At 50.7% G+C, this 13,628-nt stretch carries 15 protein-coding genes and 1 pseudogene; 8 read left to right on the top strand and 8 right to left on the bottom strand.

All coding sequences use genetic code 11. The features are described 5' to 3' along the window. A partial coding sequence (locus AAF564_20965) for a hypothetical protein (GenBank protein ID MEM8488035.1) occupies positions 1-180 on the bottom strand: 180 nt, incomplete at its 3' end. Between the two features lie 80 nt (positions 181-260). On the opposite strand from AAF564_20965, the pseudogene hemA reads away from it, so the two are divergent. From hemA to AAF564_20950, 3 genes and pseudogenes are all read left to right on the top strand, one after another. Then, a pseudogene (gene hemA, locus AAF564_20960) lies at positions 261-1,481 on the top strand (glutamyl-tRNA reductase). 150 nt (positions 1,482-1,631) lie between these two features. Next, complete coding sequence (gene hemC / locus AAF564_20955; protein ID MEM8488034.1) at positions 1,632-2,579, top strand: hydroxymethylbilane synthase; 948 nt, start codon at positions 1,632-1,634, stop codon at positions 2,577-2,579. 51 nt (positions 2,580-2,630) lie between these two features. After that, on the top strand, positions 2,631-3,410 hold the full coding sequence (locus AAF564_20950; GenBank protein ID MEM8488033.1) for a uroporphyrinogen-III synthase: 780 nt from the start codon (positions 2,631-2,633) through the stop codon (positions 3,408-3,410). On the opposite strand, the gene thiE is transcribed toward AAF564_20950, so the two are convergent. After that, entirely contained in the window at positions 3,379-4,008 is a 630-nt protein-coding gene (gene thiE, locus AAF564_20945; GenBank protein MEM8488032.1) for a thiamine phosphate synthase, read from the bottom strand. The genes AAF564_20950 and thiE overlap by 32 nt on opposite strands. An 83-nt stretch (positions 4,009-4,091) precedes the next feature. Between thiE and AAF564_20940 the strand changes: the two genes are divergently transcribed. Further along, a complete protein-coding gene (locus AAF564_20940) occupies positions 4,092-5,183 on the top strand; it encodes a N(4)-(beta-N-acetylglucosaminyl)-L-asparaginase (protein ID MEM8488031.1) in 1,092 nt (363 codons plus the stop codon). Positions 5,184-5,426: 243 nt separating this feature from the next. On the opposite strand, the gene AAF564_20935 is transcribed toward AAF564_20940, so the two are convergent. Continuing rightward, positions 5,427-5,852, bottom strand: a complete 426-nt coding sequence (locus AAF564_20935) for a hypothetical protein (GenBank protein MEM8488030.1) — start codon at positions 5,850-5,852, stop codon at positions 5,427-5,429. Between the two features lie 51 nt (positions 5,853-5,903). Further along, the gene (locus AAF564_20930) at positions 5,904-6,251 is read right to left on the bottom strand and encodes a helix-turn-helix domain-containing protein (protein ID MEM8488029.1); all 348 of its coding nucleotides are present in this window, start codon (positions 6,249-6,251) and stop codon (positions 5,904-5,906) included. 194 nt (positions 6,252-6,445) lie between these two features. Between AAF564_20930 and AAF564_20925 the strand changes: the two genes are divergently transcribed. Next, on the top strand, positions 6,446-6,745 hold the full coding sequence (locus AAF564_20925; protein ID MEM8488028.1) for an antibiotic biosynthesis monooxygenase family protein: 300 nt from the start codon (positions 6,446-6,448) through the stop codon (positions 6,743-6,745). Between the two features lie 117 nt (positions 6,746-6,862). Then, positions 6,863-7,351 (top strand): DUF4920 domain-containing protein, encoded by a 489-nt coding sequence (locus AAF564_20920; GenBank protein ID MEM8488027.1) that lies wholly within the window; start codon positions 6,863-6,865, stop codon positions 7,349-7,351. A gap of 159 nt (positions 7,352-7,510) precedes the next feature. On the opposite strand, the gene AAF564_20915 is transcribed toward AAF564_20920, so the two are convergent. Further along, a complete protein-coding gene (locus AAF564_20915; protein MEM8488026.1) occupies positions 7,511-7,912 on the bottom strand; it encodes a hypothetical protein in 402 nt (133 codons plus the stop codon). Between the two features lie 121 nt (positions 7,913-8,033). Between AAF564_20915 and AAF564_20910 the strand changes: the two genes are divergently transcribed. Beyond that, positions 8,034-8,891 carry a helix-turn-helix domain-containing protein gene (locus AAF564_20910; protein ID MEM8488025.1) on the top strand — a complete coding sequence of 286 codons (858 nt, stop codon included), beginning with the start codon at positions 8,034-8,036 and terminating at the stop codon, positions 8,889-8,891. A 20-nt stretch (positions 8,892-8,911) separates the two neighbouring features. On the opposite strand, the gene AAF564_20905 is transcribed toward AAF564_20910, so the two are convergent. From AAF564_20905 to AAF564_20895, 3 genes are read right to left on the bottom strand one after another with little or no spacing between them, the layout of a single operon-like run. Then, on the bottom strand, positions 8,912-10,447 hold the full coding sequence (locus AAF564_20905) for a 4-hydroxyphenylacetate 3-hydroxylase N-terminal domain-containing protein (protein MEM8488024.1): 1,536 nt from the start codon (positions 10,445-10,447) through the stop codon (positions 8,912-8,914). A gap of 39 nt (positions 10,448-10,486) precedes the next feature. Continuing rightward, the gene (locus tag AAF564_20900; protein ID MEM8488023.1) at positions 10,487-11,965 is read right to left on the bottom strand and encodes a hypothetical protein; all 1,479 of its coding nucleotides are present in this window, start codon (positions 11,963-11,965) and stop codon (positions 10,487-10,489) included. 2 nt (positions 11,966-11,967) lie between these two features. Further along, the gene (locus tag AAF564_20895) at positions 11,968-12,495 is read right to left on the bottom strand and encodes a hypothetical protein (protein ID MEM8488022.1); all 528 of its coding nucleotides are present in this window, start codon (positions 12,493-12,495) and stop codon (positions 11,968-11,970) included. Positions 12,496-12,912: 417 nt separating this feature from the next. Between AAF564_20895 and AAF564_20890 the strand changes: the two genes are divergently transcribed. Further along, complete coding sequence (locus AAF564_20890; protein ID MEM8488021.1) at positions 12,913-13,560, top strand: outer membrane beta-barrel protein; 648 nt, start codon at positions 12,913-12,915, stop codon at positions 13,558-13,560. The last annotated feature ends 68 nt before the right edge of the window (positions 13,561-13,628 follow it).

Raw genomic sequence — 13,628 nt, 5'->3', positions numbered from 1 at the left:
CGCTTTAAATTTAGTCTTTCTGAAACGGATGTCCTCAGAAGTTATAGAAGCAGTCGATAACAGACTAGAAAAGCTGTCGTTATATAGAACCAGAGGAAGCGTGTGGCAAGGTAAATGCGTATAACGATAGTCTCCTGATAGATAATAATTGAACCGCTGCGTGGTTTCCTGATTACGCATAAACCTCACGTTAGATATCTAAAATTGTGAGGTTAGTTTACCATGCTGCGTAAATAGAATTTTTGGAGCGCCCGATTGTGATGCAGTTTTTTTCTTTTGGTTTGAATCATCACCAGGTTAGTCTCGAATTACGAGACAAATTTGCAGTAGCGGAACCGGTGTTGCGATCATTGTACCGCACAATAGAAGTGACTGATGAGGCGGAGTATGTGATTGTGTCTACGTGCAATCGCACAGAATGTGTTTTGTACGGACGTTTTGAAGACGTTGAAGCAATACAGAACGCTCTTGCGTTGCATGCAAAAACAGCATGGCCAGATGATGCATTTTTGCATCGAGATGAAGCAGCCATTCTGCATTTGCTTGAAGTAACTGCTGGCTTAGATTCACTCGTAATCGGAGATGCTCAGATTTTGGGTCAGGTGAAGGACGCCTACCGGGTTGCAGTAGACGAATCGAGTGTGGGCGCGATTTTGCATAGGTTGATGCATACGGCGTTTAGCACCTCGAAACGTGTTATCAATGAAACTCAACTTGGGGGGGGATCTGCTTCTATTGCTGGTACTGCCGCGTGCCTCGCAGCCCAAGCGTTAGCTGAACTTGATACGGAATCAAAAGGACGTTGTCTCGTCGTCGGTGCTGGACAGATGGGCCGGCTTGTTGTTGATGCTATCACAAAAGTTGATGGTATTAGCGTTACTGTAATCAACCGCACAGAAGTCAATACGCGTGATTTGACCTGTACGTATACGGACCTCAAGACACAGCCTTGGGAAGACCTGTACACCGCGATCAAAGCATCAGACGTTGTAATTGTGGCATCTAGTGCCGGGGAATACATCATTCGTACGGAAGAGGTGTTGCCGAAGGATGGTGTTGGTGAAACACTTTTGATAGATATCTCCGTACCCAGGAATGTTGACCCAGAAATTGGGAGCATTGCCGGCTATCGGGTATATGATCTGGACGTGCTCCAGGAAAAAATCGACAGCGTAATGCACTCGCGGGAGGCAGAACTACCCGAAGCCCGCGCAGTATGCCAGGAAATGCTGGCCGATTTTGTGTCATGGTGTTTTCATCATCAAGCGATGCAGCCGGCTATTCATACGATTCTCGATACGTTTGACAGTATACGGCGACAAGAACTTGAACGGCATGCACATCGATTTGTGGAAGCAGATCTTAAACAACTGGATCGAATTACAACGTCTATCATGCAGAAAGTCCTGGCCGTACCAGTTGTCCGGCTGAAAAATGTAGGACCTGACCAGATTGATTATGTGAACGGAATAAGACTCCTCCAAACCCTTTTCGCACGCACATCTTGCGAGCAGCCGAATGCACAGGCTTTAGATTTATCGAAACAAATGCTGGAATTCATACAGCAGGACGAACACCCAAACCCTTGTACGTTGTCTGCCTGCCCTTTCCATGAAAATGAAGGTGCACCAATGTCCTTGCTATCCCAACAAAAACCTAGCTTTACCTTGGGGACGCGCGGCAGCGCCCTGGCCCTCTGGCAAGCAGATCATGTACAGGGATTGCTCGAAGGTGCCGGCTTCTCGGTTACCCAGGAACGTATTGTTACCCGTGGCGACAAAATTCTTGACAAACCGCTTGCACTCATTGAGGGTAAGTCTTTGTTTACCAAGGAGTTGGATGTTGCACTGATTGAAGGGCGTATCGACCTGGCGGTCCACTCGTTGAAAGACCTGCCATCAGAATTACCACAAGGATTAACGCTGGCGGCGATCTCGCCGCGCGAAAATCCGCATGATGCTTTTGTGGCGCACCCTGCGTATAACGGTACGCTTGAGGGGTTGCCTGAAGGGGCAATTATTGCAACCTCGTCACTTCGCCGTACAGCCCAGCTAAAGGCCTGGCGTCCCGACCTGCAGGTTATTCCTGTTCGTGGGAACGTAGATACACGCCTCGCCAAACTGGATGCGAGCAACTGGCATGGCATCGTACTCGCCGCAGCCGGGTTAATTCGGATTGGATTTGCGGATCGGATTCATACCATTTTTGACAGGCAATTGATGTTGCCGGCAGTAGGACAGGGCGCGCTTGGTATCGTCTGTGCAGAAGCGCATGCTGATATTGCCCAACTCCTGGCAACGCACCTGCATGATGCACAGACCGCAGCTGCAGTGCGTGCAGAACGTGCATTTCTTAAGTGTCTCGAAGGCAGTTGCCATGTACCCGTAGGTGGCTTTGCGCATTGGAATGAAGATGGTGTCCTCAATTTGGAGGGGCTTGTTGCTTCAATGGATGGACGCGAAGTTGTGAAAGGCGCGATAGAAGTGAATCCTGCGCACCCGGAAGAAGCCGGCACCTTGTTGGCTACCCAGTTACTCGCGGAAGGCGCCGGCGAAATATTGCAGCTTGTAAAGCTGTAAGGTGTACGTTCCTGGTACCTCGACCAGCAAATAAGCTAGCACCCTGAAGCCGTGCCCAAACCTGCCCTCATACTCTTCAGATCTACAACTGCCAACGACCAGTTTTTGTCCGAATTTGAAGACGGCGGGTGGTCTGTGGTTCATATGCCCGTGCTGGACTTCATGTTCGTCAACCAGCAGGCGTTAGAAAGCAAATTGTCGTGGGAGACGGGCGTCGGGGGCCTTATAATCACAAGCCCTCGCGCTGCGACTGCGCTTGCCCACGTATGCCACCAAGATGCTGCATCGATGGCTTTTTGCAAGCAGGTCGACATTGTTTGTACCGGAAAACGGACAGCCGCTGCGCTTACTGAAATTGGTGTTACACCCATGGTTTCTTCCGAAGCAGATGCCAGAGGCGTTGCACGCCATGTTATAGCCATGCAACCAAAGAAGCGGTGGCTCTTTCTGTCGGGTAACTTGCGCCGTCCTGAATTGCCCGCTTTGTTAACCGAGGCTGGGCTTCCGTTTTCTGAGTTGGAAGTCTATCAAACGTTGCCGCAAACTGGCATAGCACTGGACAAACTGAACACGCCAGACTGGGTTGGTTTTTTTAGTCCCTCCGGGGTCAACATTGTACGGCAAACGTGGCCTGGCGGATGGGAGGCTGTTAAAAAAGCAGCCATTGGCGCTACAACTGCTAAAGCCATTCGCGCAGCCGGCTGGCAGGTAGACGCAGTAGCGGCAACACCTGAGGCTGTTGCGCTACGCCTGGCTATTGAGCACGCAATGCATCCTGGCGCAGATACTGCTGAGCGTATTAACCCACAAAAGCGTCAATTGCGTCTCTGAATTGACGCGTGGCTTCACGGGGACTGTCGGCTGTGCTAATGGCCGACATGATAGCAACCCCATAAGCGCCGGCGTCAAGCACTTCTGTAACCCGGTCTGCTGTAATACCGGCAATGGCAATGACGGGGATCTCAACCATGCTGCATGCCTTTTTGAGGCCGTCCAGTCCCTGAACCGAAGCAAGGTTGGCTTTTGAATCGCTATAAAAGACGGGTCCATACCCGATATAGTCAGCGCCAGCAGCAGCGCCGGCTTCCACTTCTTTGAGCGAATTGGCAGTGGCGCCTATCAATTTGTCTTTACCGAGGATAAGACGAGCCTCATCAACCGGGAAATCTGTACGGCCCAAATGCACCCCTGCAGCACCCACGGCTTGCATGATATCAATGTGGTCATCAATAATTAATTGCGTACCCGTTGCATCACAAACGGCAGCGGTGCGGCGTGCTGAGTAAAGCTTGTGGCGGAAGGTGCCGGCTTTTTGTCGAAACTGGATGGTATCTGCACCGCCTTCGATGGCCAGTTGAGCCAGCGCTTCGTGAGAATGGGTCTGCTGAAAAAGAAAATCGGTCAGTACGTGTAGCCTGCCTAATGCCATGTCGAATTAGTTGCGTGTTTTCCCTAAACTTAGAGCCTAAACTTATGACGCATTAGTGTAGTTTGTCCAATCATAACAGCATCATGACCGATAGAACCGCTTCTACTCGCAGAGAATTCTTAAAAAAAGGCACGATCGCCAGTGTGGCTGCGTCTGTGCTTCCCGCAACTGCTCCTCTGGATGCCGGGTTACCGGCTGATTCAGCAGCACAATTGCCTTTGAAACTGGAAGGCCCCGTGGTGATCTCCAGCGCAAATGGGCGAGGGGCGGTGGCTGAGGCCATGCGCCGCATTCAAAATGGTGCTGATGCGCTGGATGCTGTGATCGGTGGGGTAAATCTGGTTGAAGAAGACCCTGCTGACATGACTGTAGGCTATGGTGGCTTGCCCAATGCAGATGGTATCGTCCAGCTTGATTCTGCCTGTATGCACGGGCCTTCTGGCCGGGCCGGCGCAGTAGCTGCCCTTGAAGGGATCATGTACCCTTCAAAAGTTGCCCGGATGGTGTTGCAGCGCACCGACCATGTATTGCTTGTTGCAGAGGGCGCACAAAAATTTGCCACCATGCATGGTTTTCCCATCGAAAATTTGTTAACGGAAGCTGCCCGCCGGGAATGGGTGAAATGGCGGGAAAATCTGTCGACACGCGATGACTACTTGCCGCCGCATAGCATGGATGATGATGAAATTGGGGCGACTTTTCAGGAAGCAATGCAGCATTGGGGGACCATCCATTGCTCTGGCATTGACCTGGCAGGCAATATCAGCAGCGTCACAACCACAAGCGGACTTTCGTACAAAATTCCGGGTCGGGTAGGGGACTCCCCAATTATTGGTGCTGGGTTGTATTGTGACAATGAAGTAGGCGCAGCCGGCTCTACAGGACGCGGTGAGGCCAACCTCGAAAATTGCGCAAGCTTCCTAATTGTAGAGCGTATGCGGATGGGCGATAGCCCACAACAGGCCTGCCTTGCAGCATGTGAACGCATCGCCGAGCACACCAAGCTGCGTCGTTTGCAAGATGAAAACGGAAAGCCGGCATTCAACGTGAAATTTTACGCCCTGAACAAAAACGGAGAGGTGGGCGGCGCTGAAATTCGCAACCGCAATGGTAAAATGGCGGTAGGGGATAAAAACGGCGTAAGGCTTGTACCGCTAGCACACCTGATCAGCTAGCACGCGGCAGAGCTACTAAGCCCGGACACAAGTCCGGGTTTTAGCTCAGGCCCCACATCAAGGCAATCATTGCGATGCCCACACCTACGATAAGCACCCACGTCAGGGTGTTTTTCTTTTTCAACTCAGGATCCTGGACTTCCATATTTCTGCGTATTTGAATGGTGGAGGATGTCAGTGCACTATTAAGATCCGGGATTTAGTTGACGAACGCAATTGATGTGTTCCTGCAACTGGAGAACGTTATTCGTTTACGAAGTGCTTCATGGCTACATCGCTCACAAAGAATGTCCGCATTTCTGCCGGCGGACTTCCCGGCTCGACGAAGACAAACTCTTCAGACGCAAAGATCGCCTCAAAGATGGGCTCTCTGTTGCTCCATGCGGTAGAATCCGCATATTCCGTCATCAGCATCACATCCCAGCCACGGGTTGAATCTTTTGCAGCAGCAAATGCCCGGTAAGAGCGCACACTACTGCGCGCTTTTGCAATGCGCCTGGCATTGGCCCAATTGGATTTGATGGATGCTATATAGTTTTCCTGTTGTCCGGGTAAGGTGGATACGAGGTCGACGGCCCAAACAGTGTCTTGTACAGGTGACGGAGGCGGGGCCGGCTGCTGGCAGCCCAGCAAGGCAAAAAGAAAGAGGATGAATAGGCGGCTTGTCATGTTTCGGCGATGTTTTAGTTGTTGATTCTTAGCAAAAGAATGGACACAGATTCAGCTTGTTGGGGGCAGACTTACATTGGGCAAGTGTTTGAGGCCCCAGGTGAGGGCTGCATTTACCAGCGGCGCGAGGTCTTTTCCTTTGGGGGTGAGGTGGTATTCATAACGTAGCGGGTTTTCCTGGTAGGCTTTCTTTTCTACGATGTTGTGGTCGCAGAGCCGGCGTAACCGGTCGGCCAGAATATTGGTCCGAATGCCTTCTTTCGATGTAAGGAAATCTCCGTACCTATGTTTGTCGCTGCGCAGCATATCCCGCACAATGAGCAAGGTCCACTTGTCTCCGAGTATATCTAAGGTGCTCGAAATAGGACATGGAGATCGTTGGATAACCGGTTTTTTCATGGTGCTTTTAAATACCAATGCCATTTGGAAATAGTCACTTGCAAAATTAAAGTGACTATGGTATAATACATCCAATCTAATCAATAATGCGAATTAGAGAAGGCCCAATAGCGCCAACTCTGCCAAAAAGGACCCTCAACGGAGGTGTCAAATTCCTTTCACATCAACAACAAAGAAAATAGCGGCTACCTTCCATGTCTGAAAACGTAACGATCATCAATCCGATAGAAGTCCCTGCCGGCCGGGAAGCAGATGCCCTGGCTATTTGGGACAGGTACGCTGCTTATTTCAGCAAGCAGCCAGGTTATGTGCGTACCAAACTGCACCGTTCAATGGATCCGAACGCTAAATTCCACTATGTAAACATTGCCGAATGGACGTCAATGGAGGCGTTTGTGGCTGCCTTGCACAATGAAGAGATCAAATCGGTGGGGGAAGGCTTTCCGAGCGATATGCCGCATTTCCCGGCCCCTTATGAAGTCATTAGGTCTTGAAGGGCATGCGGTTCGGGAACTCTGGACAGGAATAGCTTATATTGTACGCGATCACATGCGAACCAGGATATTGGACGGCAGTACCAGTTGGTGTTCGCACTGCAACAAGCTATCGATATGAAAACATCAATATTGTCTGTCCTGCTCACTTTTGTCCTGCTCGCTTTTGTTCTGCTCTCTGCAGGCTGTGAGCAGCCCCCTGAAATGGAGCCTCTTGGCGAGGCCGTTTCTCTTGAAGAAGCAACACCGATTGCTGAGATCCTTGCAAATCCAACGGCTTATGTCGGAAAAACAGTGCGGATCGAGGGCCGTGTGAAAGACGTGTGTCCGATGATGGGTTGCTGGATGGAAGTTGAAACAGAAGACGGCGATCAGGCACTGCTCGTAAAAGTGAAAGATGGCGATATTGTGTTCAAACCTGAATCCAAAGGCAAACAGACGGTTGCAGAAGGGGAGGTCTATGCGATAGAAATGGACCATGAAGAGGCCATCGGGTATATGGAGCACCTGGCTGAAGAGAAAGGAGAGGCGTTTGATCCTGCTTCCGTGGAAGGCCCAATGACAGTCTATCAGATCAGAGGCACGGGCGCTCTGGTCGCTGAGTAGCGTTTAGTGCGAACGCGGTTCTGGTGTGTCGGCGCACCATGATGCTGCGCTTGACCAGAGATCTACAGGTATGGCAAGCGCTATCTAATGTGCACTGATGCTTCCTGCTCTCCCTGTGGATACCCAATCATGTTGGGTATGACTCTACGGTACTCGACCTTATCCTTTCTGCTGCATTTCGCCGAGCAACCATTCGATGGCATCATCTCTTTGCCAGAAATTTCGCATGTTGCGCACCCGGTTTGGTGGCAATTCCTGCATGGTGTGGCTGGCCACCCAACTGGTTGTGTTATGGTGCACTATGCCAATGGCTTTAATTTGAGGTGAGGTTGTTATTTTGAATTGCGCGTTGCTGTCGTATGAGTAAGGGTGAACCCGGTTGACAAGCACGCCGACCTGACCTGCAAAAGATTTTCTAAGCGCTTCGTGAAACTCGTCTACACATTGCAGGCAAAGCTCTATGTCTTTTTTGACCTGAATCTCCGCTATGGCCTCATGAATAGGGTAAAGGACAGCAAAACTGAGATGAACAGGCGTTAGATTTTTTGTAGAGATGGGCATGATTAACAATACACTTCACTTTTACTGTATCGTATCGATCAAAAACAAACTTCCTTTAAATTTGTCGCTTTGATAGCAAATCCAAACAAGGTATAGGGGGACCTGTAACTTCGGCGCGTCAATGCTTGTAAAAGCTGTTATTGATCAATCTGTAACGATGCGCCGGCTATATCCACAAGAATCTGTTCTTAAGCCCTACATCAACTACTACTGGGTGGTTGACAATGTAGACCCTTTCACGCAGGCAAAAGCGGCGCTTGTAGACTTCCCTTCACTTTGCCCAGAGTTACTAATTGGCCTGCAAGGATCACTGCAGGTGTCATATAAAGGCCGAAGCCATATCATTCGGGGAAGCGTATTGTTTCCGTTTGTAGATGAACGCATCATCGTAGATCCCCAGAAAATAGAGCGGGTGGTCCTGGTAAAATTTAAACCGCTTGGGTTGGCCGCAGTGCTTCCTTTTTGCGGCGCCACGGCAAAACAACTAATACATCAACCCATCGTTTCTGCATCCGCATTGTTTGGCGCTCCACTCGAGATACTAAGTGAATCCCTGTTTGCCACCCAGGGGGGACATCTGGTAGAGATCCTTGATTCGTGGTTTAAGCACCAGCTTGATGCGCGCAAGAATGGACTGTTGGCAGATTTAGGGGATGAAATGAGTCCGGCTATGTCAGTGGCTGAACTACGACAACACGCGGGTTTTTCCTGCTCTTCGCTTGAGCGGTATTTCAAAAAGGAAACAGCCATGTCACCCAAACAATTCCTGATGCTAAACAGGTTCAGACATGTGATGGAAGAGATCGCAACAGGGACAAGCCACGACTGGTTTGATTATGTCGTAAAGTATGGCTATTACGACCAGAACCACTTTATCAAAGAAGTAAAGCGATATAGCGGCTATACGCCGGCAGCGTTACTGGCGCTCGATTTTGTCCGGCCTTATCGGCCTGAAGCTCCCGGAGAATTTATCAGGTGATTGGTGTAGCAACATGACAACTACGAATCATCAGCTGCGCCGGGCAGGGCAAATACGCGTGCAAAATAGCCCGTCATTTCCTCGATAAGGGTGTCCCGTCCTTCGATGCCGGCCAGTACTTGCGCAAGTCTTTTTTTGTATTCCAGTTGCATTTGCCGGCCAATTTGGATCCGCTGGGCCTGGGGGGAGCCGGCGCCGTGTAGTGATTCAGTCAGATACCCCACTGCGTTCCTACCGAGGGTCATGTTTTCGATGAGGCGCAGGATGCGCATCCGGTCTTCTGTTGGGACGTCCGCTTTGCCTTTCAGGTACTTTTTAACCAGTGCGCCAATTTTAGGGTGATCCAGTTCTTTTTCCGATGGCATGGTCGCCACCAATCCACCTGCTAAATCCTGCGCGAGCCGACCTATTTCATACGGCATTTTGGTCACATGGTGTTTACATACATTGGACAGCATATCATCGCAGATATACGCGCCAGACTTTGTCTCGTGGCCTTGATACGAGGAGGCAATACCACTGGCATAGACCGTTTCGTTCAAATGAGTCATTTCAACCAGCTTGTCTTTGATATGTGATGCCCGTGTAATGCCATTGTATTCCGCCACCGTGGCAGCAGCACCAATCAGCACATCGCCGACACCACTTTTGCACACATAGCTCCTGCGGTGGTACGTAGTGAACCGCTCAACAAGCATGGAGGCAAAGGTGTATTCACCATCCATAAAAATGTATTGGTTGGGGATGAACACGTCGTCAAAAATCACCATGGCCTCCTGGCCGCCGTATTGTGCATTCCCAACATCGATGGAGCCGCCTTCCATACTGCGGGTGTCGCACGATTGCCGGCCATAGATATAAGTGATGCCCGGCGTATCTACGGGCAACGCGCCAACAATGGCAAAATCAGTATCTTGCTCCCCAAGGCGCATCGTGGGCATTACAATCATCCAGTGCGAGTTGATGCACCCTGTCTGGTGGGCTTTTGCGCCACGGATGTACACGCCTTCATCGGTTCGCCGGCTTATGTGGACAAACACATCCGGGTCAGCCTGCGCATGTGGTGCCAGGCTCCGGTCACCTTTTACATCGGTCATGGCGCCGCCAATGACGTAGTTGTGCCTGTGCATTTCTTCGAGGAAATTGAGGAAGCGTTGGTGGTAAGGCGTCTGATGGGCTTCGTCAATTTCGAAGGTAACCGAATGCAGGCTGTTTACGGCATCCATGCCCACACAGCGTTGGAAGCAGGTACCGGTCAACTGTCCGAGCCGGCGCTGCATTTTGTTTTGAAGCACCAGGTCATCTGTGCTGGTGCTGACATGCAAAAAGCGGCTGATCCGCTCCCCTGTAAACGGGGAGATCGTTGATGCCATATCCGGGTGCTCAACCGCAAGGTCGTACGTCCGCGCCAGGGCATTGATCGAAGGCCGAATCATCGGATGGTCAACGGGCTCCTCAACCTGCTCCCCAAAAAGATAAACCTCCAGCCCTCGCCCCCGAAGGCTTTCAATGTATTCATCCCCCGTAGTAATCCGCGAGTTCAATGCACTTCCCATAACAAACCTTTACCCTTAAACATACAACCTTAAACCACCCTACAGATCCATCACGGCCTCAACATCCGGATCTATCTCCTTCGGTGTACTCAGCATCGAAATGCTGATGAACAAGGTCAGAGAAACAATGAGGGCGAATGCACCCACATCGATGTTGTACGGCATGCTGATTTTACCCACCTTTACGGTAAAGTTAATCACCAGGCTTGAGATTACAGCAACATTTGCGGCGAGAGCCGTTGCACGTTTCCAGTTGAGCCCAAAGGCAACAACAGGCACAATGGCAGCAGCAAAAGTACCCCAGCCGAAGGCGCCGAGCAGCGCAACCAGGTCACCTGTGTACAACGCAAAAACTGAAGCAACAACGGCGAGGATGACCGTAACAATTCTGGCCCAACCGAGCTCATTCTTTAGCAATTTGCCTTTGATGGCTTTGGGTAGGTCGTGTACTATGGCAGCGGTGCCAATGTTGAGGAAGCCATCGGCTGTCGACATAATGGCTGCAAACAAACCGGCAAATACTATCCCTGCCAGCAACGGGTGGGCGTAGTTTTGCAGGAATTGGGACGCTGCTTCATCAGGGCTGCTCAAAACCGGATGTCCGCCACTCAGCACCAGCGCACGCATGACGAGGCCAATCCCAATCCACAGCAGGGCCGTGGTCAGGTAACCAAAAATAGACATGGGCAGGATATGCTTGGCATCCGACACCTTTTTGTTCATCATGATTTTTGTCATGACATGGGGCTGGCCTAGCGCCCCGACACTGAACACAAACATCCAGGAAATACAGCCAATCATGCCCATGGTCCCCCAGGGCCCGATGGCTGCGGCGTCGTCGGCTTTAATGATGCCACTCATTTCTGTAAAGCCGCCATCAAAAGTAAACAACACGGTGAGGAAAACGAGCATCGCTGCCACAATCATAATGGCACCCTGGATCAAGTCTGTATACACGGAGGCTACAATGCCGCCGGTAACCGAATAGAAAACAAGCACAGCGCAGGAAATAGCCATGCATTGCTCAAGGCTCATTTCACCAAAAAAGCCCGATTGGTTCAGGATGTCTTTTAGGACAATCGACATCGCAAGGATTTGCGTGGCTAAATACCCCATTACACCCAGGATAATGGCAACGGCAATCCATGCACGAACGGAGTTGCTATTGTAGCGGGCCGCCACGACGTCGGGCAGGGAAACGCAGTCGCGAAGCTCGCCGATCAGGCGCAGTTTTTTGGAAAGCACAGTAAAGGCTAACAGGTAGCCGAGGCTGCCGCTGCAGATGATCCAGAATGAACTGGTACCCATACTGTAAACGAGTCCGGGGCCACCAACAAATCCAAATCCGCTCATTGTGCTTGAGAAGACGGCAAAAGCAGTAAGGAATACGCCGAGGCTTCGGCCGGCCATAAAAAACTCACTGGACGAATTTGTGCGTCGCAACGCCCAGATCCCTATCACAATGCAAACAAAAAGGTAGACGCCAATGGACGCCAGAATAATTACATCTCTCGACATGGCTATTTTTCCCCTCCCGCATTGTACTTCTTGAGGATTGCCTCAAATTCCTCCTGGTCTGCGTCGCTGTAAATATCCCGGTCAAAAAATCTGTAGTAGAAGGGCAGCATGACCAGCGGGAAAATGCCCATGCCATACATGAGCAGGGCCGTAGGCAACGGAAAGCCGCCAATAATGATGTTGCTGTTGCCGGCCATGTAGCTGTCATTGGCCAGTTTAATGCACACCCAGACAAGCGCGTAGACCACTACAACCCGCAGCAACACCTTTGCAAATTTGCTTTTGTGATTGGGCCGGTTGAGGCCAACGAGCATAGTGAGCGTCATCACCGCAATGAGCATCAATCCAAATATGACAGCGAGCCATGCACCAGTGCTATCGTATTGCGCTGTGCTTTGCAGGATGGAGGGGTAATCAGGGTGAGGCGCTACTTTGGATACGTGCGCGTCGGGGTAAAAAAACAATACGGTGGTCAGGACGAGCAGGCTAATCAGGGTGCCCAGGGTCCATCGCAGGCGGGAATCTTGCATACGAGCGTACTTAATTTAAAGCGATTCCCGCAAGATAGGCGGTGGACGTAGATGAATCCAGCAAATTTGCGCCCCGGCCCAGAAAATGAGGTAAACAAAAAAGCCCGGCAAAAAGCCAGGCCTGGGTCTTTACAAGTCTCAACGCTTCCTTAGCTGCGGATTGGTTCGCAGGGCGAGACCATAGTTTGTTTGCTCGGAAGGGGCTCTTGTGAAGACAGTGTGAAGGTAAGTGGTTTCTTACAGAAAGCAAAGGGCAATGCACAAATTTGTCGAGAGCGTTACAGGATCTTCATAAACTGCAAGGCCCCGGATTGATGAATAGCGTTTTGGCAATTCTCCGGCAACGCATTCCCGGTATGAAATTGGCATATAGAACATTTTTATTGCAGCCCATCTCATGCAATCATCTTTTTAATTATGACTTACCCACGGATGCCCCGGGTATCATTACACGTGTTTTCCAGTGTTTTTGCCCTGTTTCTGTTTACGCAGACCGCCCATTCACAAATTCAATTTGGTGTGATTGGCGGGGCCAATTTCGCATCTCTTAATGAGATTCAGGCCAATGGCAGCCTGGTTAGTTTTGACAATGCCACGGCGTTCCACGCCGGCGCTTTTCTGGATATCGGCCTCGGGCCGCTCAGTATTCGTCCGGCTGCCTACTATCTAAATGCCGGCGCACTCTTCAAAGGTGCTTCGTTTCTGTCTGAAGATGCATTCGATGTCACTTACGTAACCATACCGGTTGATATCAATTTTTCAATTGGAGTAGGGGGCTTTAAACCCTACGTATTTGCCGGTCCCGAATTTCGGCTCCTTAATGCTACCGATGCACCGCTTGCGCTCGAAGAAGATTTGCAGTCATTCACGATGGGCGCCAGCGCGGGCCTTGGGGTTGCTATTAGTTTACCCTTTTCAGGCCTCACATTTTACCCCCATATTCGCTACAGTTTTGGCCTCACCGACTTTACCAGCCGCACGTACGAAGTCCAGGGTGTCTCCATCGACACCGGCGGTGACGCGCGCGTGAATGTCTGGATGCTAAGCCTCGGTGTTGGTTTCTAAAGGCAAACCTATGGGTTTGCGGTTATAAGGTTAAAAGTTGAAAGTTTAAGGTGATTTGTCTCATACCT

Source organism: Bacteroidota bacterium, from assembly GCA_039111535.1.
Lineage (GTDB): Bacteria > Bacteroidota > Rhodothermia > Rhodothermales > JAHQVL01 > JBCCIM01.
This window is presented reverse-complemented; position numbering and strand designations above follow the sequence as displayed.